This window comes from Achromobacter sp. KK8, from assembly GCF_054188005.1.
In genome coordinates, this window is the sequence record NZ_CM135178.1 from 3701682 (window position 1) to 3725345 (window position 23664).

31 protein-coding genes and 1 tRNA gene are annotated in these 23664 nt (G+C 66.3%); 24 read left to right on the forward strand and 8 right to left on the reverse strand.

All coding sequences use genetic code 11. The features are described from left to right. Positions 1-443 precede the first annotated feature (443 nt). The 11 genes from ACVN9Z_RS17010 (at position 444) to ACVN9Z_RS17060 (ending at position 9631) form a co-directional block, all read left to right on the forward strand. The gene (locus ACVN9Z_RS17010; protein WP_024068407.1) at positions 444-878 is read left to right on the forward strand and encodes a DUF5339 family protein; all 435 of its coding nucleotides are present in this window, start codon (positions 444-446) and stop codon (positions 876-878) included. A 452-nt stretch (positions 879-1330) separates the two neighbouring features. Then, the gene (locus ACVN9Z_RS17015; RefSeq protein ID WP_006384618.1) at positions 1331-1582 is read left to right on the forward strand and encodes an accessory factor UbiK family protein; all 252 of its coding nucleotides are present in this window, start codon (positions 1331-1333) and stop codon (positions 1580-1582) included. 85 nt (positions 1583-1667) lie between these two features. Beyond that, on the forward strand, positions 1668-3230 hold the full coding sequence (locus ACVN9Z_RS17020) for a YifB family Mg chelatase-like AAA ATPase (protein ID WP_049051311.1): 1563 nt from the start codon (positions 1668-1670) through the stop codon (positions 3228-3230). A gap of 445 nt (positions 3231-3675) precedes the next feature. After that, a complete protein-coding gene (rpmI, locus tag ACVN9Z_RS17025; RefSeq protein WP_006387997.1) occupies positions 3676-3873 on the forward strand; it encodes a 50S ribosomal protein L35 in 198 nt (65 codons plus the stop codon). 17 nt (positions 3874-3890) lie between these two features. Beyond that, entirely contained in the window at positions 3891-4250 is a 360-nt protein-coding gene (rplT, locus tag ACVN9Z_RS17030; RefSeq protein ID WP_006387998.1) for a 50S ribosomal protein L20, read from the forward strand. A gap of 77 nt (positions 4251-4327) precedes the next feature. After that, positions 4328-5350, forward strand: a complete 1023-nt coding sequence (gene pheS / locus ACVN9Z_RS17035; RefSeq protein ID WP_006387999.1) for a phenylalanine--tRNA ligase subunit alpha — start codon at positions 4328-4330, stop codon at positions 5348-5350. Positions 5351-5363: 13 nt separating this feature from the next. Then, complete coding sequence (gene pheT, locus ACVN9Z_RS17040) at positions 5364-7781, forward strand: phenylalanine--tRNA ligase subunit beta (protein WP_053500424.1); 2418 nt, start codon at positions 5364-5366, stop codon at positions 7779-7781. Between the two features lie 3 nt (positions 7782-7784). After that, complete coding sequence (locus tag ACVN9Z_RS17045; protein ID WP_006388001.1) at positions 7785-8123, forward strand: integration host factor subunit alpha; 339 nt, start codon at positions 7785-7787, stop codon at positions 8121-8123. 57 nt (positions 8124-8180) lie between these two features. Then, positions 8181-8612, forward strand: a complete 432-nt coding sequence (locus ACVN9Z_RS17050; RefSeq protein WP_458212417.1) for a MerR family transcriptional regulator — start codon at positions 8181-8183, stop codon at positions 8610-8612. Between the two features lie 291 nt (positions 8613-8903). Then, positions 8904-8980: transfer RNA gene (locus ACVN9Z_RS17055), tRNA-Pro, on the forward strand. 336 nt (positions 8981-9316) lie between these two features. Then, positions 9317-9631, forward strand: coding sequence for a hypothetical protein (locus ACVN9Z_RS17060; RefSeq protein ID WP_131727054.1), 315 nt, complete (start codon positions 9317-9319; stop codon positions 9629-9631). A 359-nt stretch (positions 9632-9990) separates the two neighbouring features. On the opposite strand, the gene ACVN9Z_RS17065 is transcribed toward ACVN9Z_RS17060, so the two are convergent. The 3 genes from ACVN9Z_RS17065 to ACVN9Z_RS17075 form a co-directional block, all read right to left on the reverse strand. Beyond that, a complete protein-coding gene (locus ACVN9Z_RS17065) occupies positions 9991-10149 on the reverse strand; it encodes a DUF6726 family protein (RefSeq protein WP_020927051.1) in 159 nt (52 codons plus the stop codon). 325 nt (positions 10150-10474) lie between these two features. Then, positions 10475-10750 carry a hypothetical protein gene (locus ACVN9Z_RS17070; protein ID WP_053500251.1) on the reverse strand — a complete coding sequence of 92 codons (276 nt, stop codon included), beginning with the start codon at positions 10748-10750 and terminating at the stop codon, positions 10475-10477. A 139-nt stretch (positions 10751-10889) separates the two neighbouring features. After that, positions 10890-11171, reverse strand: coding sequence for a hypothetical protein (locus tag ACVN9Z_RS17075; protein ID WP_458213516.1), 282 nt, complete (start codon positions 11169-11171; stop codon positions 10890-10892). Here ACVN9Z_RS17075 and ACVN9Z_RS17080 point away from each other — a divergent pair. From ACVN9Z_RS17080 to ACVN9Z_RS17100, 5 genes are all read left to right on the forward strand, one after another. Next, positions 11115-11258: a hypothetical protein gene (locus ACVN9Z_RS17080; protein ID WP_458213530.1), complete on the forward strand. Its 144-nt coding sequence runs from the start codon at positions 11115-11117 to the stop codon at positions 11256-11258. The genes ACVN9Z_RS17075 and ACVN9Z_RS17080 overlap by 57 nt on opposite strands. Before the next feature lie 71 nt (positions 11259-11329). After that, complete coding sequence (locus tag ACVN9Z_RS17085; protein WP_458212418.1) at positions 11330-11632, forward strand: hypothetical protein; 303 nt, start codon at positions 11330-11332, stop codon at positions 11630-11632. A 69-nt stretch (positions 11633-11701) separates the two neighbouring features. Next, the gene (locus ACVN9Z_RS17090) at positions 11702-12007 is read left to right on the forward strand and encodes an NIPSNAP family protein (protein ID WP_020927055.1); all 306 of its coding nucleotides are present in this window, start codon (positions 11702-11704) and stop codon (positions 12005-12007) included. 156 nt (positions 12008-12163) lie between these two features. Continuing rightward, entirely contained in the window at positions 12164-13081 is a 918-nt protein-coding gene (locus ACVN9Z_RS17095) for a PhzF family phenazine biosynthesis protein (protein WP_458212419.1), read from the forward strand. A gap of 290 nt (positions 13082-13371) precedes the next feature. Next, positions 13372-13806, forward strand: a complete 435-nt coding sequence (locus ACVN9Z_RS17100) for a GNAT family acetyltransferase (protein ID WP_458212420.1) — start codon at positions 13372-13374, stop codon at positions 13804-13806. 88 nt (positions 13807-13894) lie between these two features. Here the strand turns inward: ACVN9Z_RS17100 and ACVN9Z_RS17105 are convergent, their stop codons facing one another. Together ACVN9Z_RS17105 and ACVN9Z_RS17110 are read right to left on the reverse strand one after the other, a co-directional pair. Then, a complete protein-coding gene (locus ACVN9Z_RS17105; protein WP_148316623.1) occupies positions 13895-14848 on the reverse strand; it encodes a M14 family metallopeptidase in 954 nt (317 codons plus the stop codon). Positions 14849-14857: 9 nt separating this feature from the next. Further along, complete coding sequence (locus ACVN9Z_RS17110) at positions 14858-15859, reverse strand: Bug family tripartite tricarboxylate transporter substrate binding protein (protein ID WP_054473003.1); 1002 nt, start codon at positions 15857-15859, stop codon at positions 14858-14860. A 150-nt stretch (positions 15860-16009) separates the two neighbouring features. Here ACVN9Z_RS17110 and ACVN9Z_RS17115 point away from each other — a divergent pair, with 150 nt between their 5' ends. The 3 genes from ACVN9Z_RS17115 to ACVN9Z_RS17125 all read left to right on the forward strand — a co-directional run bounded on the left by ACVN9Z_RS17115 (position 16010) and on the right by ACVN9Z_RS17125 (position 18156). Next, complete coding sequence (locus ACVN9Z_RS17115; protein ID WP_026385315.1) at positions 16010-16873, forward strand: MurR/RpiR family transcriptional regulator; 864 nt, start codon at positions 16010-16012, stop codon at positions 16871-16873. 186 nt (positions 16874-17059) lie between these two features. Further along, entirely contained in the window at positions 17060-17314 is a 255-nt protein-coding gene (locus ACVN9Z_RS17120; protein ID WP_006388015.1) for a hypothetical protein, read from the forward strand. A 248-nt stretch (positions 17315-17562) separates the two neighbouring features. Further along, positions 17563-18156 (forward strand): BPSL1445 family SYLF domain-containing lipoprotein, encoded by a 594-nt coding sequence (locus tag ACVN9Z_RS17125; RefSeq protein WP_006388016.1) that lies wholly within the window; start codon positions 17563-17565, stop codon positions 18154-18156. A gap of 84 nt (positions 18157-18240) precedes the next feature. On the opposite strand, the gene ACVN9Z_RS17130 is transcribed toward ACVN9Z_RS17125, so the two are convergent. Together ACVN9Z_RS17130 and ACVN9Z_RS17135 are read right to left on the reverse strand one after the other, a co-directional pair. After that, on the reverse strand, positions 18241-18474 hold the full coding sequence (locus ACVN9Z_RS17130; protein ID WP_020927062.1) for a hypothetical protein: 234 nt from the start codon (positions 18472-18474) through the stop codon (positions 18241-18243). 112 nt (positions 18475-18586) lie between these two features. Further along, positions 18587-19057: an Lrp/AsnC family transcriptional regulator gene (locus tag ACVN9Z_RS17135; protein ID WP_006388018.1), complete on the reverse strand. Its 471-nt coding sequence runs from the start codon at positions 19055-19057 to the stop codon at positions 18587-18589. A 160-nt stretch (positions 19058-19217) separates the two neighbouring features. On the opposite strand from ACVN9Z_RS17135, the gene ACVN9Z_RS17140 reads away from it, so the two are divergent. The 5 genes from ACVN9Z_RS17140 to ACVN9Z_RS17160 all read left to right on the forward strand — a co-directional run bounded on the left by ACVN9Z_RS17140 (position 19218) and on the right by ACVN9Z_RS17160 (position 22541). Next, the gene (locus ACVN9Z_RS17140) at positions 19218-20123 is read left to right on the forward strand and encodes a DMT family transporter (protein ID WP_026385316.1); all 906 of its coding nucleotides are present in this window, start codon (positions 19218-19220) and stop codon (positions 20121-20123) included. A 42-nt stretch (positions 20124-20165) separates the two neighbouring features. Then, a complete protein-coding gene (locus tag ACVN9Z_RS17145; RefSeq protein WP_006388020.1) occupies positions 20166-20390 on the forward strand; it encodes a hypothetical protein in 225 nt (74 codons plus the stop codon). Positions 20391-20754: 364 nt separating this feature from the next. Further along, complete coding sequence (locus ACVN9Z_RS17150) at positions 20755-20967, forward strand: hypothetical protein (protein WP_006218759.1); 213 nt, start codon at positions 20755-20757, stop codon at positions 20965-20967. 149 nt (positions 20968-21116) lie between these two features. Continuing rightward, positions 21117-22223, forward strand: a complete 1107-nt coding sequence (locus tag ACVN9Z_RS17155; protein ID WP_155872659.1) for an AGE family epimerase/isomerase — start codon at positions 21117-21119, stop codon at positions 22221-22223. A 102-nt stretch (positions 22224-22325) separates the two neighbouring features. Next, positions 22326-22541, forward strand: a complete 216-nt coding sequence (locus ACVN9Z_RS17160) for a hypothetical protein (RefSeq protein WP_006388022.1) — start codon at positions 22326-22328, stop codon at positions 22539-22541. Between the two features lie 89 nt (positions 22542-22630). Here the strand turns inward: ACVN9Z_RS17160 and ACVN9Z_RS17165 are convergent, their stop codons facing one another. Further along, entirely contained in the window at positions 22631-23572 is a 942-nt protein-coding gene (locus tag ACVN9Z_RS17165) for a LysR substrate-binding domain-containing protein (protein ID WP_006388023.1), read from the reverse strand. Positions 23573-23664 lie beyond the last annotated feature (92 nt).

Consider the following 23664-nt stretch of genomic DNA (forward strand, 5'->3'; position numbering starts at 1 on the left):
GTGCCGAACCGCACCAACATGGTGCGTCATGCACCATCTGCCAGCCTCAATCCGGTGCATCCCGCCACCAAGGTGAGGAATGCAACGGAATATGTTCTGGCGCCGCCATTTGTTGCCAGTTGATGCCGGTGTGATCGCGCTCTGTTGCGCTCGCGGTGCGTGATGCGTATCGCCCATGGCCGTGCGCGCCTGGCCGCCGGGCCTTGCGGGGCGGGCTTCGCGCGTCCGTGAAAGCGGTTTCAGGAGCTTGAAAGCGGAGCACGCTCACGCCTAAAAAGGGGGCGGGGCGTGATACGAGGGTTTACACGCATAAGCTTGTTGCCAAAGGTAGGCTGAAGAAGAATCAAGTCCGGCTCATTGCGATGGCAGGGCCTGATCGGGCCGCGACAAGAGGTTCCGGCGTTGCGGCTCTCTGAATACGAAAAGCAATAAAGGAAAGAGGAATGATGAATACCCAACGCAAGACCTTTGCCGTGCTGGCGCTGGCCGCCGCGCTGGCCGCCCTGGCTGGCTGCAACAAGAGCGACGAGAAGGCCGCCCCGCCCGCGGCTTCGACCACGCCGGCCCCGTCCACCACCACGCCGGGCACGCCGCCCGCGGCCACCACGCCGCCGGCCACGACCGCGCCGTCCGGCTCGGGCGCCCCCGCCGGCGCCACCGCCGGCCTGCCTGCCGAGTGCGATGCCTACCTGACCCAGGTCAGCGCGTGCATGGACAAGCTGGGCGCCTCCAATCCCGCCGCGGCCAGCTTCAAGCAGCAGCTCGACGCCGCCAAGACTCAATGGGCCACGATCAGCGACAAGACGCAGCTGGCCTCCCAATGCAAACAGTCGGCCGACCTGTTTGCGCAGTCCGCTTCGCAGATGGGCTGCAAGTAACGATGTTGGTAGGGGGCTGCCCCCAAGGCGGCCCGGTTTTCTCCTGTGCTTTGATGGGCGGTCACCGCATGCGGCCCGCCCTCTTTTTTTGCCGCCGGGCCGCCCCAAGGCAAAAACGCCCCCTCGGGGGGGCAGCGACCCGCGCAGCGGCGGAGCGTGGGGGTCTTTTTTTGCCGCCGGGCCGCCCCAAGGCAAAAACGCCCCCTCGGGGGGGCAGCGACCCGCGCAGCGGCGGAGCGTGGGGGCCTTTTTTTGCCGCCGGGCCGCCCCAAGGTAAAAACGCCCCCTCGGGGGGCAGCGACCCGCGCAGCGGCGGAGCGTGGGGGCCTTTTTTTGCCGCCGGGCCGCCCCAAGGCAAAAACGCCCCCTCGGGGGGCAGCGACCCGCGCAGCGGCGGAGCGTGGGGCCGGAAAGCACTACACTTGAGGCACCAAGAATATCGTGAGGCCGCTATGAACAATCGCACCCAGTGGATGGAAGACATCCAGAAGAACATCTCCGACCTGATCGCCCGCAGCCCGGCGGCGGATGTCGAGCGCAACGTGCGCGCCATGATGACGCAGGCGTTCTCCAAGCTCGATCTGGTCACCCGCGAAGAGTTCGACGTGCAGGCCGATCTGCTGGCGCGCACGCGGGCGCGCGTCGATCAGTTGTCCGCCACGGTTGAACAGCTGGAGTCGCGCCTGGCGGCCCTGGACAAGTAATCCGCGCGGACATTTCTGCCACGGCCGCATCCGCGGCCGTTTTCGTTTTCGGCATACTGGCCTTCGATCGCCCTCGGAGACCACCTTGACCCTTGCCGTAATCGCCAGCCGCACGCTCAGTGGCCTGCACGCCCATGCGGTGCGCGTCGAGACGCACCTGGGGCCGGGCCTGCCGAGTTTCAACGTGGTCGGCCTGCCCGACACCGAAGTCCGCGAAAGCCGTGAACGCGTGCGCGCGGCGATCCTCAACAGCGGCTTCAATTTTCCCGCCGGCCGCATCACGGTCAATCTGTCGCCGGCCGACATTCCGAAGGAGTCTGGCCGCTTCGACCTGCCCATCGCGCTGGGCCTGCTGCTGGCCGCCGGACAATTGGCGCCTCGGGAGGAGGGGGCGCGGGAAGAGGGTGCGCGGGAAGGGGGCGCGGGCGCGGCGGATGCCGCCGCGCCCGATCCGCTGTTGGCCGGCCTGGTGCTGGCGGGCGAATTGTCGTTGACGGGCGCGCTGGTGCCCGTCTCGGCAGCTCTGGTGATCGCGCTGAGCGTGGCGCGGGAGTCGCCCGGCGCCACGCTCATCCTGCCCGCCGGCAGCGCCGAACAGGCGGCCTGGGTCGAGGGCCTGCGGGTGCTGTCGGCCCGCAGCCTGGCGGATGTGGCGGCTCATGTGGCGGGCGTCTGCCGCTTGCCGGACGCCATTGCGGCGAGCTGGCCGGCCGCGCCGCCGGCGCCGTGCCTGTCGGACGTGCGCGGCCAGCCCGGTGCGCGGCGCGCCCTTGAAGTGGCGGCCGCGGGCGGCCACAGTCTCTTGATGGTGGGGCCGCCCGGGGCCGGCAAGAGCATGCTGGCCGCGCGCCTGCCCGGCCTGCTGCCGCCGCTGGCGCGCACGCAGGCGCTCGAGGTCGCGGCCATTGCCGCGCTGGCCGGCGCGCCGGACGCGCGCATGGGCACGCCGCCGTTCCGCGCCCCGCATCATTCCGCGTCCCCGTTCGCGCTGGTGGGCGGCGGCGGCCGCCCGCGTCCCGGGGAGATCAGCCTGGCCCATCACGGCGTGCTGTTCCTGGACGAGCTGCCCGAGTTCAGCCGGCGCACGCTCGAGGCGCTGCGCGAGCCGCTGGAAACGGGCAGGGTGGTGATCGCCCGCGCCCTGCACACCGCCCAGTTCCCCGCCCGCTTCCAGCTGGTGGCGGCGATGAATCCGTGCCCCTGCGGCTGGCGCGGCCACCCGCGCCGGGCCTGCCAGTGCACGCCGGACCAGGTGGCGCGTTATGCCGGCAAGGTTTCGGGGCCGCTGCTCGACCGGATCGACCTGTATGTGACCCTGCCGCCGCCCGATCTGGAAAGCCTGCAGGGACCGCCCGGCGAGGCGTCGGCGCCAGTGCGGGCGCGAGTGGCGCGTTGCCGCGAGCGCCAGCTGGCACGGCAGGGCAAGTCCAATGCCGGCCTGGCCGGCGCCGAACTGGAGCGTCATTGCCCCATGGACCCGTCCGCCCAGGCGCTGTTGTTGCAGGCGATGCGGCGATTGGCGGGATCCGGGCGGGCGCTGCATCGCGCCCTGCGGGTGGCGCGGACCATCGCCGACCTGGACGGGGCGGATACGCTGCAGGCCAGCCATGTGGCCCAGGCGGTGCAGTATCGACGGCCGGGGGTATGATGGCGGATCGTCTGCCCCGGGGCTGGGGCGTCCGCCTCGGTGCGTGGTTCTGTTTCCCCTGGTCCGTCCCTGGTTGTGCTGCCATGTTGTCCGGCGCCGTGTCCCGGCTCGACAAAACCAGGGAAATCACCATATAATCAAAGGCTTTCCCGGATCCAGGCTACTTTTTTGCCGGCGGTGCGGGGAAGGCCGGGCCAAATGCCCTGGCGGCAGCCGAATGGCGCAAGCCGGGATTCATGGCCCTGGGGGTATTCGAGTAATACCCCCGAAGTACCTCAGTAGTACCCCAGCAGTACCCCCAAGAAGTGGCAAGAGGTCCTCAAGTTTTGCCGCAATGGTGTAGGTCGAACGTTTCCGCCTTCGTGGCTTGGGGCGTCGCCAACCGCCTTGCGACAAGCACCTCGCGTCATGTAAATCAACAATGCGTTCAGTTTAGGGAATCATCATGCCCAAGATGAAAACCAAGAAAAGCGCCGCAAAGCGCTTTCAGGTTCGCGGCAGCGGATCCATCAAGCGTGGTCAGGCGTTCAAGCGTCACATCCTGACCAAGAAGACCACCAAGAACAAGCGCCAGCTGCGCGGTTCGGCGGCGGTTCACGAGACCAACGTGGCTTCCGTGAAAGCCATGATGCCTTTCGCTTGATATAAGGGAGATCTACTATGCCTCGCGTCAAACGCGGCGTTACCGCCCGCGCACGTCACAAGAAAGTCATTTCCGCCGCCAAGGGTTACCGTGGCCGCCGCGGTAATGTGTTCCGTATCGCCAAGCAAGCGGTCATGCGCGCTGGCCAATACGCCTACCGCGACCGCCGCAACAAGAAGCGCACGTTCCGCGCGCTGTGGATCACGCGTATCAACGCCGCCGTCCGCGAACATGGCGTCAGCTACAGCGTGTTCATCGCCGGCCTGAAGAAGGCTGCGATCGAACTCGACCGCAAGGTCCTGGCCGATCTGGCCGTGCGCGACAAGGCCGGCTTTGCCGCCATCGTGCAGCAAGCCAAGGCTGCCTTGGCTGCCTGATCGCGCGCTTTAACTCATCGCGCATCGCTGCAAACGGGGCTGTAATGGCCCCGTTTGCGTTTTGAAGGCTGGATTTCATGACTCAATCGGTTGACGACCTGGTTTCCCAGGCGCAAGAACGGTTCGCCGCGGCCACCGACGCCGCCGCGCTCGAAAACGCAAAGGCCCGTTTCCTGGGCAAGGACGGCGCGCTGACGGTCCTGCTCAAGGGGCTGGGCAAGCTCGATCCCGAGCAGAAGCGCGACATGGGCGCCCGGATCAATCAGGCCAAGCAGAAGGTCGAAGAGCTTTTGAATCTGCGCCGCGCCGCCTTGGCGCAAGCGGAGCTGGATGCCCGCCTGGCCTCCGAAACCATTGACGTATCGTTGCCGGGCCGCGGTCGCGTGCCGGGCGGCATTCATCCGGTCATCCGGACCTGGGAGCGGGTCGAAGAGATCTTCCGCTCCATCGGCTTCGACGTGGCCGACGGCCCCGAAGTCGAGAACGACTGGACCAATTTCACCGCGCTCAACAACCCGCTGGACCATCCGGCGCGTTCCATGCAGGACACGTTCTACGTCGACATGAAAGACGCCGACGGCCTGCCGCTGCTGCTGCGCACGCACACCAGCCCCATGCAGGTGCGTTACGCCCGCATGCACAAGCCGCCCATCAAGGTCATCGCGCCGGGGCGCACCTATCGCGTCGACAGCGACGCCACGCACTCGCCCATGTTCCACCAGGTGGAAGGGCTCTGGATCGCCGAGGATATCTCGTTCGCCGACCTGAAGGGCGTGTATACCGATTTCCTGCGTTGCTTCTTCGAAAGCGACGATCTCGTCGTGCGTTTCCGTCCGTCGTTCTTCCCGTTCACCGAGCCGTCGGCCGAAATCGACATGATGTTCACGTCGGGTCCCAACCGCGGCCGCTGGCTGGAGATCTCCGGTTCGGGGCAGGTGCACCCGCAGGTGGTGCGCAACTTCGGCCTGGACCCCGAGCGTTACATCGGCTTCGCCTTCGGTTCCGGCCTGGAGCGCTTGACGATGCTGCGCTACGGCGTCAACGACCTGCGCCAGTTCTACGAAGGCGATTTGCGCTTCCTGCGCCAGTTCAACGAATAACAGACGGCTGATCATGCAATTTCCCGAATCCTGGCTGCGTACGCTGGTCAATCCTCCGATCGCAACCGATGAACTCGCGCACCGGCTCACCATGGCCGGCCTGGAAGTCGAAGACACCGTGCCGGCCGCGCCCGCGTTCACGGGCGTGGTGGTCGCGCACATCGTCGAGATCGCCCCGCACCCGGACGCCGACAAGCTGCGCGTCTGCCAAGTCGATGACGGCTCCGGCGCGCTGCTGCAGATCGTCTGCGGCGCGCCCAACGCGGCCGCAGGCCTGAAGGTGCCGCTGGCCCGCGTCGGCGCGGAACTGCCCGGCGGCATGAAGATCGGCGTGGCCAAGATGCGCGGCGTGCAATCGTCGGGCATGCTGTGCTCGGCGCGCGAACTGGGCCTGTCGCAGGACCATGCCGGCCTGCTGGAGCTGCCGGCCGATATGGCGCCGGGCCAGTCGATCCGCGAAGCGCTGGACCTGGACGACACGCTCTTCACGCTGAAGATGACTCCCAACCGCGCCGACTGCCTGTCGATCCTGGGCGTGGCGCGCGAAGTGGCCGCGCTGACCGGCGCGCCGCTGTCGGTGCCGACCGCCAAGGCCGTGCCCGTGACTTTGGACGAGCTGCGTCCTGTCAGGATCGAGGCGCCGGACCTGTGCGGCCGCTTTGGCGGCCGCGTGATCCGCGGCGTGAATGCGCGCGCGCAGACCCCCGCCTGGATGAAGACGCGCCTGGAGCGCGCCGGCCAGCGTTCGGTGTCGGCGCTGGTGGACATCTCCAACTACGTCATGCTGGAACTGGGCCGGCCCTCGCACGTGTTCGACCTGGACAAGATCCACGGCGACCTGTCGGTGCGCTGGGCCCGCGAAGGCGAGACGCTCGAACTGCTGAACGGCCAGACCGTCACGCTGGATTCGAAGGTCGGCGTGGTGGTGGCAGGCGACCAGGTCGAAAGCCTGGCCGGCATCATGGGGGGCGAGGCCACGGCGGTCACGCTCGACACGCAGAACATCTACCTGGAAGCCGCGTTCTGGTGGCCGCAGTCGCTGGCCGGCCGCGCGCGCCGCTACAAGTTCAGCTCCGAGGCCAGCCACCGCGGCGAGCGCGGCGTGGACTTCGCCACGATTCCGCAGCACATCGAATTCATCACGCGCCTGATCGTCGACATCTGCGGCGGCCAGGCCGGTCCGCTGGACGACCAGATCGTCAACCTGCCCAAGCGCGAGCCGGTGCGCATGCGCCTGGCGCGCTGCCATCGCGTGCTGGGCGTGCCGGTCACGCAGGCCGAAGTCGCAAAGATCTTCGGCAGCCTGGGCCTGGAATTCACGCTCGATGGCGACGACTTCGTCGTCACCCCGCCGTCGTATCGCTTCGACCTCGAGATCGAGGAAGACCTGATCGAGGAAGTGGCCCGCATCTACGGTTTCGAGAACATCCCCACCGTGCCGCCGCTGGCGCGCGCCAAGATGTTCTCGCAGCCCGAAGTGCGCCGCGGCCCGCATGCGCTGCGCCGCCTGGCCGCGGCGCAGGACTACCAGGAAGTCGTCAACTACAGCTTCGTCGAAGCCGAGTGGGAGCGCGACTACGCCGGCAACGACACGCCGGTCAAGCTGGTCAACCCGATCGCCAGCCATCTGTCGGTGATGCGTTCGAGCCTGATCGCCGGCCTGGTGGCCAACATCCGCCACAACGCCAACCGCAAGCAGACCCGCGTGCGCCTGTTCGAACTGGGTCGTGTGTTCGCGCGCGACGATGCCGCCAAGGACGGTCCGCTGGAAGTGGCCGGCGTGCGCCAGCCGCTCAAGCTGGCGGGCGCCGCATGGGGACCGTCGGTGGAAGAGCAGTGGGGCGTGCCGGCGCGCCAGGTCGATTTCTACGACGTGAAGATGGATGTCGAGGCGCTGTTCGGCGCGCGTGGCGCCCGCCTGCGTTTCGAGGCCGCCGCCCACCCCGCGCTGCATCCCGGCCGCAGCGCCCGCATCTCGCTGGACGGCACGCAGGTTGGCTGGCTCGGTGAGCTGCATCCGCGCTGGGCGCAGCAGGCCGACCTGGCGCACGCGCCGGTGGTGTTCGAGCTGGACGTGCAGGCGCTCTCCGAAGGCGAGCTGCCGCAGGTGCGCGAGCTGTCGCGCCAGCCCGTGGTGGTGCGCGACCTGGCCCTGTGGGTCGATGCGCCCGTGACCGTGCAGTCCATGCTGGACACGGTGGCGGCGACGGTCAAGGCCGACCCGCAGCTGGCCGTGGTGCAGGACGTGCGCCTGTTCGACGTCTGGCGCGAAAAGCCCCAGGGCGACCAGCCCGTGGCCGAGAAAAGCCTTGCGTTCCGTTTCTGGCTACAGGACACTGAGGTCACACTGGACGAAGCCCGGGTGGCCGCCTGCCTGGCACGCATCAAAGACGCTTTGGTCAGTGCCCACGGCGCGCGCCAGCGCGCTTGAACCATGGGGAACAGTATGCTTGCCGAGCCGCGCACCCTGACCAAGGCCGAGCTGGCCGAACTGCTCTTCGAGCGGGTCGGCCTGAACAAACGCGAAGCCAAGGACATCGTCGATACGTTCTTCGAGGAAATCCGCGACGCCCTTGCGCGCGGTGACTCCGTCAAGCTTTCGGGCTTCGGGAATTTCCAGGTGCGCGACAAGCCGCCGCGCCCGGGGCGCAACCCCAAGACCGGCGAAACCATCCCCATCGCCGCGCGCCGCGTGGTCACGTTCCACGCGAGTCAGAAACTCAAGAGCGTCGTCGAACAGGCCACGCCCGCGGCGCCAGACGCCGAGGAGTGATACGCTTTGTCGGTAATTGTTATCGGCTCTCGACGCATCGCGGCATAGAATTCTCTTATGACACGTACCGAATCCACCGTTACCTTACCGCCCATTCCCGCCAAGCGTTACTTCACCATCGGTGAAGTCAGCGAGCTGTGTGGCGTCAAGCCTCATGTCCTGCGGTACTGGGAACAGGAATTCACGCAGCTCAAGCCGGTGAAGCGGCGCGGTAACCGTCGCTATTACCAGCACCATGAAGTGCTGCTGATCCGCCGCATCCGTTCCCTGCTGTACGAGCAAGGCTTCACCATCAGCGGCGCGCGCAACCGTCTGGGCGATGCGCGCGACACGCCACACGACCAGGATGCCGCGGTGCGCCTGAGCGGCGCGGAGATGCAGGCCCTGCGCAACGAGCTGGGCAATGTGTCGACGATGCTGGGCGAGGCGCTCGGCTCGGCCGCGACGGCTTCGAGCGGCAATGCGGTGAGCGCCAACGCCACGGCCTGAGCATGGCGGTGCATTGCACCGCCGTCTATCCGAGTTGATGGCCCCGCGCCATGCGCGTTGTCGTTGAACGCGGCGTGCATGGACCGCTGATTTCTGTAGCTCACCCTGTCGCATAGTGCAGCTCATCCTGTGGGTTAGTCTGCGATTCAGTACCTTGCGTGCCATGCGCGAGCCTTGCCTGTGAGTGTTGCGGGCATTGCGTAGGGCACGCAAATTTTTTTTGAGTATTCGGCACTTTTTTTGCACCAATGCGTGCAAACAATTTTTAGGTCTGCTATACTCTTTTTCTTTCGGGGCGTAGCGCAGCCTGGTAGCGCACTTGCATGGGGTGCAAGGGGTCGCGAGTTCGAATCCCGCCGTCCCGACCAGCAATACCCTAGGGGGTTAGTGATGAAAATCACTAACCCCCTTTCTCATTGCGGCCCCAATGCATGGGGCCAAACCCATGGGGGCCAAACCCATGGGGGCTAAATCCGTCGAATATCGGCGGCGCCTGTGGAGTCTTCCACATGCACGGGCATGTCGTTCAGTGCTCATTTCGCTCAGTCCTCATTGCCCCTTCGTGATGGTTGCTGCGTTGCCGGCAATTGGAACAGCTGTGAACAGCGGGACGGGTTCGTGGCCGATCCACTCTCCCTTTCGTTATAGTTATCTCCCATGTTCAATACGCTATCTGAAAGGGAGGGATGGTGAGATCAGTCGCAGTGCTGCTGCTTGTTGTATTGACGGGGTGTGCTTCGGTGGAGGATCTGCGAACCGGGGGCACGATCTATGAAGGCGAGACTTCCAAGCCTGTTGCCGAATACGGCCCGTGTGTCTCGGAAAGGTGGTCGAAATTCAGCGCCGGCTGGACGAATTACTACCCAGTGCCCAAAGGGATAGAGATCGTGTATGCCCCCATGTTTGTCGATCTGCTCCTGCGCGCCGTCGAGCAGGATGGGGTGACTCGTATTCACATCGGAAGTCGCGCCGGTTGGCGTGCGACCGATTTCGTTCAAGCGGCCAAAGACTGCGCTTAAGTGTGCGATCGTTCCGGCCGTCGCCTCGTGCGATTGGCCATTTTTGTTCTGTATCCGCAATCATGCCTAAAGGTCAGCCCTTGGGGGGCGTGCGGCATTGCCCGCACGGCGCAAGCAGAGCGTCAGAATCTGAACCCGCTGATGTATTCGCCGCAGGAGTTGTAGCTGGTCTTTCCGTTGGTCTTCATGTCATAGCGCAGCACCGTGCCTTGTCGGTGTAGAAGAGAAGATCACGGCAAAGTCGGTGTACTCGGGCACGTAGGCGCTGTAGGACCCATTTGTCGTGCCCATCGGAAACGATTGGTTTTTCCGCGCAAAAACGCGTGGGCGCTGCAGAACTGATACCGGCCCGGGCGCCATCAGTCGATAACCTCCGCGCACGCATCCGTTGGCGCGGCCGCGACGCCGCCGACGACCGGCACGATCTTGATGACGGCGGACGTGACGCGACAAGGCGCAGCGGCCAGGCCGCAGCCCGCGCAGGACAGGCAGAGCAGGGAGATCAGCAACCACTTCATGGGAGATGCGCCGGCGGATGGACGTTGGCACCGTCGGCGAGGCCAGGGTGCAATGGGAAGATTGTGCGTCGCGGGCCTGCCGGCAATAGTGGGGAATTGATGGGCGAATGTAATGACGTTTGCCCGCGATCAATCAGGATGTAACCGGGGCGGGCATGGACGGCTACGGAGCGGCTTTGACGCCGGAATGGGCGACCACGGCAACGCCGTCCAGCGTCAGTGGCGTCGGGGTCCGCCTGCGCCGGAAGGGCGCCATCGAGCGGCGGGCCGCCCCTTGGGGTTCGCGGCTGCGCCCCAAGGGGCACCGTACGCCCGGCGTGTCGTTTCAGCCGCGTGTACGCAGCCGTGCCACTGCCGTCAGGATCAGCTGCAGGATCGTCACGATGCAAAGCGCCGCCAGCATCGAGTCCAGCACCATGTTGTCCCACAGGCGCGGCGGACCGACGCGGAACTGGATGCTGTCGAACACCATGCCGGCGGTGAAGCTCGTGGCGAGCGTCCCGCGCCAGCCGCGCAGCGGCACGCAGCGCAGCGCCAGCAGGACGGCAAGGGTGAGAACCCACAGGCGGGGGTCCAAGGCCTGGGCGAGAAAATATGACAACGACTGGAGCTCCGGGAGGATGAAGCCCGCTCAGGCGCGGGCGCACGCCCGTTTTTAACCCAGGATCGGATGACCGGCGTGGGGAAAGCCGATCCGATGTCAGGGAAGGCGGGATTGCAGCGCGATGCGGTTGCCTTCGCTATCGCGGATTTCGGCCACCTGCCAGCCGGATCCGGTCGGGGTCTTGGGAAACAGCACTTCGCTGCCTAGCGCCTGGGCCCGGCGCAATGCGCCGTCGAGATCGCTCACTCCGAAATAGACGATGGGGCCTTGCCGGGTGGGCAAGATAGGCGGGTCCCTGGGCCAACGCCCCGCTGGCGCCGTCTGTGCCTTCCTCGAAGGGGAAATAGGCCATCCTGCTGTCATGCAGGTCGACGATGCCGTCGAACGCGATGCCCAAGACCTGGCTGTAGAAGCGCATGGCGCGTTCGAGGTCGGCGGCGGGAATTTCCACGTGCTGGATCAGATTCATGGGCGGACCGGCAAATGTGTCGGAGCGCCGCGTTGACGCGCGGCGAGGGTTGTGGGATTGTCGCAAGGAAATCGGCGCCCGTGCGCCGCCGCGATGCGAGCCCTGCCATGCCCCACCCGCCGAAACCGGATGCCGCCGTGCGTCACTACCGCTTTGCCTGCCAGGACATCGAGGCGCGATACGGCCACGGCAATTTCGATGATGCCGGCGACCGCGTCGCCGAGGCGCTGCGTGACGTATCGGCTTGGGAGAACCAGTATCCGCTGGCTTTCGAGTTCGACACCGCGCATGCCAATCCTTGGTATCACGCGTTCGTCGCGACGGTCACCGGCCTGCCGGACGACGTTGCGCGGCGTTTCGCGGATCGCATGCGGATGCTCGGCCTGCCGTCGCCGCGTTCGGCCGATTGACCGGAATTCGGCCCGCGCGCTAGGATGCCGCGGCGCGTTCGCGCCTCGTCCATCCGCTACGGAGTCTTCATGGTCACCTGCTATCTGCGTTACGTCATCGACCCCAGCCGTCTCAAGGAATTCGAAGCCTACGGCAAGATGTGGATTCCGCTGGTCGAGAAATTCGGCGGCACGCATCATGGCTACTTCCTGCCCTCCGAAGGGGCCAACAATATCGCGCTGGCGCTGTTCACGTTTCCTAGCCTGGCCGAGTACGAACGCTATCGCCAGCAGTCGATGTCGGACGCGCAGTGCCAGGCGGCGTTCAAGTACGCCGAGGACACGCGCTGCATCCTCAGCTACGAACGCAGTTTCTTCCGTCCCGTGTTCGACTGAGCGCGGGCGCGGCGTGTTTCACCCGGTCGCCGTGCGCGACCCTGCGCCCGCGTCGGTCGGCCTGTTATGCCTTGATTTGGACCGCTCTGTGCCTGTCGCGGGGCGGGGGCGGCGCGCATAATTTCCCGCATCCGCCATCCGCTTCCAGGACCCCGCATGCGCTACCGCTACGTCACCGCCGATGTCTTCACCGAACAGGCTTACCAGGGCAACCCGCTGGCGGTGGTGCTGGAGGCCGGGGGGCTGGATACGGGGCAGATGCAGCGCATCGCGCGCGAGTTCAATTATTCTGAGACCAGTTTCGTTTTACCGCCGCGCGATGCCGGACACACGGCCTGGGTGCGCATTTTCACGCCCGACCGCGAGGTGCCGTTCGCGGGCCATCCGAATGTGGGGACGGCGGTAGTGCTGGCGCGCGAGATGATCGCGGCCGGCCAGCCGGCGCCGGCCCGCTTCGTGTTCGAAGAGGAGGCGGGGTTGGTGCGTATCGACCTGCGTTATGGCGAGGACGGCGGCCTGCTGGGCGCCGAACTGGCCGCGCCGCAGCCTTTGACCCGCGCCAGCCAGGTGACGGCCGAGGCCGCGGCGCGCGCATTGGGCCTTGCGCCCGCCGATATCCTGCTGGCCGAACATGCGCCGCAGGTGGTGTCGGTGGGGCTGGTCTTCCTGGTGGTGCAACTGGCCAGCCGCGACGCTCTGCGTCGCGCCCGGCCGGATCCGGCGGGCTATGCGGCCTTGCTGCCGCTGGATGGCGCCCGCTCCATCTATGCCTACACCACCGATTGCGGCGCCGATACGGGGCTGGGACCCACGGATATCCAGGCGCGCATGTTCACCGGCCGCATGACCGAAGACCCTGCCACGGGCAGCGCGACGGGCGCGGCGACGGCATTGCGGGCGGCGCTGCGGGGCGCGGGCGCGCTGCGTCTGCGGGTGGGCCAGGGGGTGGACATGGGACGCGCCAGCCTGTTGCTGGCGCACGCCGAGGTGCGCCCGGACGGCGTGTGGGCTGGCGTGGCCGGCCAGGCGGTGGTGGTGATGGAGGGCACGCTGCCCGCGCCCGCCGCGGCCTGAATGCGCCGGCGCGAGCTTGTCGCGGCGCATCGCGGTCGTGTATGCTGGTCGCCATGAACCGCACCCATCATGCCCCGCCGGCCGCGCCGGCTCGGGCGGACAACCGACGAATCACTCGACGCCTGCGTTGAGTGGCAAGCCGTGTTCGAGCGCCGGATTCTCCCGGCGTTCCATCCAGAAGGCCACGATACCCCTCGTGGCCTTTTTGTTTGCGCGGCATGCGCGCTTTGCTTTCCAGCCATCGAGGCGTAGCGCCCGGCCTTCGTTTTTTCCATCGAGAGGAACGAAGCATGAAGCATCCCGAACTGGCCATCCGGTCTTTCCATCCGGCGGACGAAGCCGCCATCATCCAGCTGTGGACCGACTGCGGATTGACGCGGCCCTGGAACGATCCGCGCAAGGACGTGGCGCGCAAGTTGACCGTGCAATCCGACCTGTTCCTGGTCGGCGAGGCGGACGGCGCCATCGTCGGCACGCTGATGGGCGGCTATGACGGCCACCGCGGCTGGGTCAACTACCTGGCGGTGTCGCCGGCCCATCAGCGCCGTGGCTACGCGTCGGCGCTGATGCGGGCGCTGGAACGCAAGTTCCTGGAAATGGGCTGCCCCAAGATCAACCTGTTGATCCGTTCGGGCAATCTGGCGGTGAAGGACTTCTACGCCAGCCTGGGGTTCCATCAGGACGAGGTCATCAGCCTGGGCAAGCGTCTGATTCCAGACCTGTGATGCGGGGAGGGGGGCGCGGCCGCCTCGCGCCCGGACTGACCGCCAGGCGATGCGCCGGCCGGGCTTGCGGATTGCGCAAGCCTGGCCTTTACATCGGCTCGGTCAGGTATACCGCCTCGCGGCCGACGATGGGCATGCGGGTGGGCATGAAGATCGTGCAGTTGTCGCACGGCGAGCGGATTTCCTCGCCGGCGTTGATGGCGATGAGGTCGCCCTTGTCGAAAACCTCGAAGCCCAGCACCGGCCGGGTGAAGGTGAAGTCTTCCGACTTGACCATGTGTACTTCGAGCAGCCGGAATGGCTGGGCCGGCGCGGGCGGCGCGTTGCCGGCCGGCGTGTCGACCAGGCCCAGGTGCGCCAGGAAGCGCAGCGTGACGTCGGTGGCGAGCGTGGCGGCCGATTGCGCGAAATGCTGGCCGCATTCGACCACCAGCGCGCCGCCGCTGTCCGAAGCGGGGTCGCCATGGCGGCCGTAGTTCAGCACGCCGGTGCCGGGGAAGCGGCCGGCCGGCATCACCAGTTGCACCGCGGGGGCGCCGACGGCGGCGGCCAGCGCGGCGTTGCGCGCCATTTCGGGATAGACCCAGAACGGCTGCACCGGCGCCCGCGTCGAATGGATGTCCAGCACGTAATCGGCGGCATCCAGCACCGGGCGCAGTTCGCGCGCGCGCCGCAGTTCCGGGCTCTGTTCGTTGCCGTCGAGCCATTCGGGCGACCAGATACGGTTCAGGTTGTGGACCAGCTGGCGGTTTTCGTAAGGGTTGTCGATGTCGAAGGCGTTGTACGCCTCCATGTTGGCGAAGCTGACGGTAAGCGTGCCGACCTTGGGGCGCACGCCCGTATCGAGCAGGTGGGTGGCGGCCACCATGCCGCAGATTTCATTGCCGTGGGTCAGGGCGTTGATCAGCACGTGCGGGCCGGGCTTGCCCGATTCAAAGCGGTGCACGTAGTCGATGCCGGTGTTGCCCTGGCGATAGGCGGACAAGTCGCGCGGCAGGACCTCGAGCGGCGCGGTGTCGGGAGCGAAAGCGGGATTGGACATGGCGGGAACCTATTCCGGACGGATGCCGGCGCGGTCGATCAGGTCTTTGTACAAGGCCAGGCGCTGCGACATCATGTCGGTGAATTGTTGGGGGGACTGCAATTCGGGCGGCAGGGCGCCGCTCTTTTCCAGCGACTGCACCGTGGCTTCCTGGCGGGCGGCGGTCTGCACCGCCTCCAGCAGTTTCTGCAGGACGACGGGCGGCGTGCCGGCGGGCGCGGCGAGTCCGATCCACGACATTGAATTGAGCACGGGGTAGCCCAGCTCGGCGAAGGTGGGCACGTCGGGCAGCGAGGGAAGGCGATTGGACGCGGCCACGGCCAGCGCGCGCATCTTGCCGGCCTGGATGTGGGGCAGGAAGGGCGCCAGGTTGTCCAGCGCGAACTGGGCCTCGTTGGACAGCAACGCGTTGAGCAGCGGCGCGCCGCCGCGATAAGGCACGTGCACCGCGCCGACCTGCAGGGTGTGCTTGAGCAGTTCGGCATTGAGCTGGCCCATGCTGCCGACGCCGGCGGTGGCGAAGTGGACATCGTCCGGGTGCGCCTTCAGGTGGGCGATGAATCCGGCGAAGTCCTTGACGGGCAGGGCGGCGCTGGTCACCAGCACGTTGGGCGAACGCGCCAGCTGCGAGATCGAGGCGAAATCCTTGATCGGGTCATAGCCCAGGTTCGGATGCATCAGCGGGTTGGCCAGGTGCGAGCTTTGCGACGAGGCCACCAGCGTGTAGCCGTCGGGTTTGGCGCGCGCCACGCGCTGGCTGCCGATGGCGCCGCCGGCGCCATCGCGGTTCTCGACCACGATGGTGACGCCGAGGATCTTGCCCAGCACTTCGGCATAGAGCCGGCCGGCCAGGTCGACGGAACCGCCGGCGGGAAAGGGCACCACCAGGGTGATGGGACGCGAGGGATAGGCGGCGTCGGCGCGGGCCGACAGGGGCAGCAAGGCGGCGGCCAGGCCCGCGATCAGCAGTTGGCGGCGGGCGGGCGACAAGGCCTCGGACGGGTGCTTCATGAAGCTCTCTTGTGGGGAATAACGGTTCGATCTATTATGCAATACGCATTGCAAAACGAAATATAGTCTGCAATGAACGTTGTTGAATTTGGGGTTATCACCTAAGCCGTGATCCGACCGGAGCCCGGCACCTTGGAGTCCGCCCGCATCGTGAATCTGCACCAGCGCATCGCCGCCTACGACAAGAAACTGACCAAGACCGAACGGCGCCTGGTCGAGGACATGCAGGCGCGCTATCCCCAGGGCCTGCTCGAGTCCGCCACGGCGCTGGCGCGCAACGTGGGCACCAGCGCGTCAACCGTGGTGCGGCTGCTGGCCAAGCTTGGCTATGACAGCTACGCCCAGGCGCAGATGCAGGCGCGCGCCGAACTCACGGCGCGGCTGGCCTCGCCGGGAGAGCGGGCCGACGCGGTCAGCGTCGACAATCCATCGGCGCAGGCCTGCCTGCGCAACGCCTTGCTGCACGACCAGCACAACCTGGAAACGACCTTTGCCGCCATCGACGTGGCGGCGTTCGAGGCCGCGGTGCGGTTGTTGACACAGCGCCGCGCGCGCGTGCACGTGCTGGGGCTGCGCCAGGCCGCGCCGCTGGCCAGCCACATGGCGCTGTACCTGAACCTGTGCCTGCCGGGCGTGCGCGCCATGACGGCATCGGGGCCGTTGTTCCTGGAAGACCAGCTGTTGTGGCTGGACGAGCAGGATGTGCTGCTGGCGTTCACGTTCCGGCGCTACTCGGTGGCCGCGGCCAATGCGGTCAAGGTCTTCAGGGAGCGTGGCGGCAAGGTGGTGCTGGTGACCGACTCGGCCGCGGCGCCGGCCGCGGCCCAGGCACACCATGTGCTGTTGGCGCGCACCTCCAGCGCGTCGCCATTCGATTCGCACGTGGCGGCATTGTCGATCTGCAATGCCTTGCTGGCGGCGGTGGCGCTGCGCCGCAAGAAGGAACTGGCCGCGACGCTCGAACGCGGCGAGGCCTTGTGGGACGCGCAATGGATCCATCCGCCGGCGCGTTGAGTGGCGGCGGAGCAGGGCGCGCCGGTGCCGCGGAAGCGGCCTGGATTCAGGGCTTTATCGCGCTTGTCCAGATGCGTCGGCACCATGCGTCCTAGTACTCCATAACCCCCTGAAAACATTGCTTTTCAAGCCCGCTTTTTGTTGGCATATTGCGGGCGGATCAAGCGGATTTCAGGAGAGGAGGATATGGATGTGTGGCCACAGCGTCGCATCGATGGCTTCGAGGTGCAGTGCGAAGTCGTCAGTCTCGACGCCGGTGTGTTGGCGATAGAGATCAGCGTGGCGCGGGCGGGCGATGCGGCCTTCCGGCGGCGTTGGTCGCTGCCGCGTTTCGTGACCTTCGCCGATGAGGGCGTGGCGCGGCGGCATGCCGAACTGGTGTTGTCCGGCATCGTCTCGGTGGATCTGGCTACTGGTGAACCGCGCTACGGCATTCTCTGAAAATGCCATTTTCGGCCGGGTTTCGCTCGGCTTGCAGGCTGGTATCGAGACGCGGATTGCCCTACCAAATGTTGCTCCGGCGGGCCGCGCAAGCGGGCACGGCGCCTTGCGCCACCCGCGGCCCGGCATGGCGTGCCGCGGAAATCCGGCGCGGTAGGTTTTGGTTTCGTTTATCACATCATGTGCCTTGCGCCCGCGCTCGAGGCCGGTAGAGTGGATAACGGATGACAACAAAAAAGGAGAGTTCCATGTTCGACACTTTTCCTGTCCTGCGCCGCGTCGGTCTGGCCGCCGCGACCATCAGCGTGGCCGGCCTGTTGTTTGCCGGTTGCACCACGACTTCGCCGCAATCGAATGCTTCCGCCACGGAGCAGCGGCAGTCGATCAACAGCGCGGCCAATGCGTCTCTGGGCAAGCTGTACGAAGCCGCGCCGCAATCGAAGGACCTGGTCGCGCGCGCCAAGGGCGTGCTGATCTTCCCTGACGTGTTGAGCGGCAGCTTCTTCATCGGTGCGCAACACGGCAAGGGCGTGCTGCGTGTCGGCGGCGCCAACGCCGGTTACTACAGCACCACGGCGGGTTCGATCGGCTTCCAGGCCGGCGCGCAGTCCAAGGCGATGTTCGTGCTGTTCATGACGGATGAAGCCCTGAACAAATTCCGCAACAGCAACGGTTGGACGGTGGGCGCCGATGCCACCGTGGCGGTGGTCAACATCGGCGCCAACGGCCGTATCGATACCAATACGGCGCAGCAACCGGTGGTGGGTTTCGTGCTCAACAACGGCGGCCTGATGGCGGGCGTGTCGCTGGAAGGCACCAAGATCGCGAAGATCGATATGTAAAGACCGTCGCGGCCGGCCCTGCGGCCGACGCAAACAAGAACGCCGCGGCGCAGGCCGCGGCGTTTTGCGTTGAGAAGGCGCGCTTCAGCGCAGGATGTCGTCGCCGTGGTTGCGCACCGCGCTTTCACGTTCGATTTCGGCGGCTTCGATCTTCGGATCCAGGCCGCGCCAGCGCAGGATGCGGCCGCGTTCCTCGGCGGGTTCCCAGCCCAGGATGCCGTAGCGCGTGATTTCGGTTTCTCCGGTGTCGAATGCCACTTCGAAGTAGCCCTGACGATCGGGTAGCGTGCTGCCGGGGTACCAGTCGGTTTCAGGCATGGTGGACTCCTTGCTAAGCGATGAAGGGGCGCCGGCCTCGCTCCGGGGCCGGACGCTTTTCATTGTGGGGCTGGCAGCCCGATCCCGCAAGCGCGCGGGCCTTGCGCGGCGCCTAGCCCAGCGGGACGGCGGTGGTGTAGAGCACCTGCTTGAGCGCGAAGCTGGAGCGGATGCTGGCCACCCCGGGAATGCGCGTGATGTGTTCGACGATCAGGCGCTCGAGCGCGTCGACGTCGGGCACCAGGGCGCGGATCAGGTAGTCGGCGTCGCCGGACATCAGGTAACACTCCATGATTTCCGGCAGCACGGCGATCTCGCGTTCGAACACATCGAGCGCCGCCTTGCGCTGCTTGTCCAGCGAGATCTGGATGAACACATTGACCTTCAGGCCGAGCTTGCGCGCGTTGAGCAGCGTGACGCGGCGGTCGATCAGGCCTTCGGTTTCCAGGCGGCGCACGCGCGCCAGGCAAGGCGATGCCGAGAGATTGACGCGCGCGGCCAGCTCGACGTTGGTCAGGCGCGCGTCGCGCTGGAGTTCGTTGAGAATGCGGATGTCGGTGGCATCCAGGTTGATATCCGGCATAACAGACCTGTCGTTCGTGGATGGGCAATGCATTTGTGCCGAGTATGCCCGTTCCTGCGGTGAATTGAGGTGAAATATGCTGGGGTTTACCCTATAGACTATTCCTTTCTTTGGCGAATTGGCCAAGGTACGGAATATTCAAGCGGTAGATGTGGCGGTAATGATTCAGCAGAGCACGTTGCGCAAGTTCTGGCCCCTGGCGGGGGCGGTCATGATCTGGGGCGGCAATTGGCCCGTCATGAAACTGGGGCTGGCGCACATGAGTCCGCTCTGGCTGGCGGCCAGCCGCTTTGGCTCGGCGGCGCTGATCAGCGTGGTGGTGCTGGCGGCGCTGCGGCGGCTGCGATGGCCGACGCGCCAGGAGTGGCCGCTGGTGGCCGGCGTGGCGCTGCTGCAGATGGGCGCGTTCACGGCGCTGGCGCTGTGGGCATTGCAATACGTGGCGCCGGGACGCGCATCGGTGATCGCATACGCCACCTCGATCTGGGTCATTCCGCTGTCCTCGCTGGTCCTCAAGGAGCGGTTGTCGGCGGCGCAATGGCTGGCCACCGCGCTCAGTTATGCCGGCATCGGCGTGATCGTGGCGCCGGCGTTCAGCCCCTGGCAGGCGCATACCGTGATCGGCCTGGTGATGCTGCTTGGCGCGTCTTTCGCCTGGGCCTGCAACATCATCCAGTTGCGTGGCAACCGCCATGTGCGGCTGGGGGCCGACATGATCCCGTGGCAGACGGCGATCGCCACCGTGCCGCTGGCGGCCCTGGCATGGCTGCGCGATGGCGCCCCGCTGTTCCTGGCCGTGCCCGATGCCTGGCCGGTGATCCTGTATACCGGACCGCTGGCCACCGCGCTGACTTTCATCGTGGTGCTGGGCATGACGCAGAAACTGCCGCCGGTGGCGACCTCGATCGCGATGCTGTGCGTGCCCGTCATCGGCCTGATCGTATCGTCGCTGGTGTTCCATGAGCGCATTTCGCCGGACCTGGCCCTGGGGCTGGGGCTGATCGCATTGAGCGTGGCGGGGTCGGCGCTGGCGTCGCGCCGTCCCCTGGCGCTGCGGCCGTCGTAGGGCCGGCATGCTATCGTTGCAGTATTGAACTGAGAGTCACGCATGGCATTGCATCGTTTCGAGAAAGGCGAACTGGGACATTGGCTGCGCATCGTTGCCGACAATTCGGAACCGGGCGCCGTGCAGACCAGCGTGCCCGCGCACGTGGCCGAAGCGTTGCAGACTTTGCGTTGCATCGATGCTGGCCCCGGGGGCGCCTGGGTGATCACCGAAAAAGGCAAGCTGGCGCTGCGCATGGAAGAACCCGGCGCCATCCATTTGCGCTAGGGCGGATGGAGCGGCGCCGGCCGGCGCCGCTGTTCATCTCCAGGCCGATTCCGGCCGTCCTCATGATTCGTCCCCCCCGATTCCGCTACAGGTTCATGACGTACGCGTCGACGCGGGGGATTCCGTCCATTTCTTGCGAATGTTCATGTGATATTTCACGATGTCCGCGCTTGTCCGGGCGGGCTACGGGAATCTCCTGAGACGGTTTGTTCGATTTGGCTGCGTCCGGACGTATCGCGGCGCGCGCGCCGCCGGTAAGATGAACTTGCGTGACGGATTCAGGTCTATTCATAGCGCGGGAATTCTGCACCCGCATGCGTCACGCGTGGTTCACGCGTTTAGGTAACCGACTGGGAGGTAGCACATGCAGCATCGTGACCAGGAAGTACTGATCGACGTTTCCACAGCGGCCATGGATACCGGCGGATATGGCGTATTGCTGACGGTAACGGCCGAGGGCGGCACCGAAGTGGATGCCGCGTTTTCCCACTTGGGCAACTGCGCTTCGTTGGACGAGGCACGCGATCGCGCGGAGATATTCGCGCAGAACTGGGTCGAGGAAAACATCTTCCGCTAGGCGCTCGCGCGCTGTACGGAAGCTGAACGGCTGTACGGGTCTGTGTGCGCATGACGCTCAGAATGGCGTTCCGGAGATGGCGACGAAAATTTCGGTTATCGTCGCTGCTCCATAACAAGCGGCCCTTATCGGGTTTGCGTCGTTCCAAGATGACTGCCGCACAGACCAACTCCGCGCTGGCGGAGCACATCACCGCATTTCGCGAGCATTTCGACTCCGTCATCCTGCCCCTGTGGATGGGGCCGGGCTTCAATGACACCCTGGGTCTGCCCTTTGAATCCCTGGATGCCGCCAGCGGCGCGCCGTTGCCGGCCGAGCGTTATCGCGCCATGGCGTGCGCGCGCCAGCTGTACGTCTATGCCGCCGCGCCGGGCGCCGCGGCGGGCGCGCACGCCGATCGCCTGTTCGATTCGCTGGTGCGCGTGTTTCGCGCCGAGGCGCATGGCGGCTGGCACTACAGCGTCGACGCTGAGGGACGCCCGCTGGACCTGACGCAGGATCTGTACACCCACGCTTTCATCGTGTTTGCCTGCGCCGCGCATTTCCGGCGCTCGCGCAACGCGCAAGCGCGCAAACTGATGCTGGCCACGGCGGAGGTCATCGAGTCGCGCTTCAAATCGGCCGACGGCCTTTATCACGCCGCCTTGAGCGCGGACTGGAAGCAGGTGCTGCGCGGCCCCGCGCAGAACCCCATGATGCATCTGACCGAGGCCTATCTGGCCGCCGCCCAGGTGGCGGAACCGGCGTTGTTCGCCAAGCGGTTGCGCGGGTTGGCGCAGGTCATGACCCAATCGTTCCTGAGCGCGTCGACGCAGTGCATTGCGGAGCTGCCGCAGGGCACGCCGGGCAATCGTATCGAACCGGGCCATCAATTCGAGTGGTTGTCTCTGGTGCGCGAGTCGGCCGAGGTGTTCGATGGGCTGGACCTGGCCGAGTCCCTGCCACGCGGCGTGCATTGGGCCCGAGGCCATGGCGTCGATGCGGGCGGCGTGGCGGCGGCGCTGGACGAGCAGGGCGCGGTGCTGGACGATACCCGCCGCATATGGGCGCAGACGGAGCATCTGCGGGTGCTGGCGGTGTTGGGCGAGCAGGCGGCCCTGAACCAGGCGTTGGCGGCGTTCCGTGCCCGTTTCCTGCATCCCGGCGGTTGGTATGAATGCCTGGACGCCGCCGGGGCGGTGGTGCGTCCGGACATGCCGTCGACTTCGCCGTACCACCTGGCGACCTGCCTGGCGGCGCTGCCTGGCGTTGTTTAATTGCGCCGTTAACAATTTTTGTTTAATCGAGGATAGGTTTTAATAGAAAAACATTGGTGAAATCCCTTACAATTTAGTAACTATGTTTGTGGGGAAGCATCAATGAGCGTTATGTGCTTGGCTTGCCAACGCATCAACCCCGGGCTTGCAGGCGTCGCGCCGCATTCGCATCTGGGGCACCAGGGATTCACCAACCCGACACAGAAAGGCCGCGAGGAAAGCCGCGAAGACCATTTCCGTTGCTTGAACTGCGGCGCCAAGTGGCTGCGCGAAACGGACAAGTGGGGCGTGGACCTGGGCTTCAAATTGGCGCCCTGAGGGCGTCGATATAGGGTGGCGCCGCAAGGTCGCTGCAATTGCTTGTTACTGTCGGGCCCCGTTTCGGGGCCCGTTTTGTTTCCTGGCCGTTACACGGCTGTGCCGGCGGCCGGCGCGGTGTTGTCGGGATCCTGGCGGGCGGTGTCCAGCAACCATTGCCGGAAACAGGCCAGTGCGTAGTGGTCGCGACGCTGGGGCGGCGCGCACAGATGGTAGCCGCGCGAGATGGCGATGCGCAGGTCGGGGAAGGGCGCGGCGACGCGGCCGCTCTGCAGGTCGTCCTGCAGCAGGCAGCGCTGCAGCACGGCGATGCCCATGTCGGCCATGACGGCGCGGACCAGGATGCTGACCTGGTCGAAACCGCCGGCCAGCTTGAGGCCGTCGCGGCGCACGCCGGCGGCCTCGAACCAGCGGGTCCAGTTGTCCATGCCGTTGGAGTGGTACAGCAATGGTTCGCCGAGCAGCCCCGCGGGGGTGTCCCACAGGCCGGCAGCGCGCCGCGCCGCCAGCCGGGCGGGGCTGCAGATGGCGATCATTTCCCGGCCGATCACGTAGTCCGCCTGCCAACCGGGCCATTGGCCGGTTTCTCCGGAAAGGATGCTGGCGTCGGGCGTGGCACCGGAAAAATCCTCGTTGCGGCGATAGGCCGCGAAGCCCAGCTGGATGTCGGGATGGCGCCGGTGGAAGTCGGGCAGGCGCGGCACCAGCCAGGCGCTGGCCAGGGTCGGCACGCTGGACAGGGTCAACCGCAGGCGGCGGTCATCGGCGCGCAGTTCGGCGCTGAGCGCCTCGATGGCCTGTAGCGGCGCCTGGCCGCCTTCATAGAGCTTGCGGCCGGTCTCGGTCAGGGTCAGGCCGTGGGCGTTGCGGCGCATCAGCGGCTGGCCGAAATGCGCTTCTAGCCGCGCGATGGCGCGGCTGACGGCGCCCTGGGTCACGCACAGGGTCTCGGCCGCCAGGGTGAAACTGCCCAGCCGCGCGGCCGTCATGAAGGCGTGCAGCTCGGACATGGACGGCGAGTGCAGGCGCATGGCGCGGCGGTCCCCGGGGCCAGGCGACAGGCCCCTCAGCATGAGCGTTGGTAATGAAGGCGTGCAATATAGTCGTTTGAAAGGGGATCGTA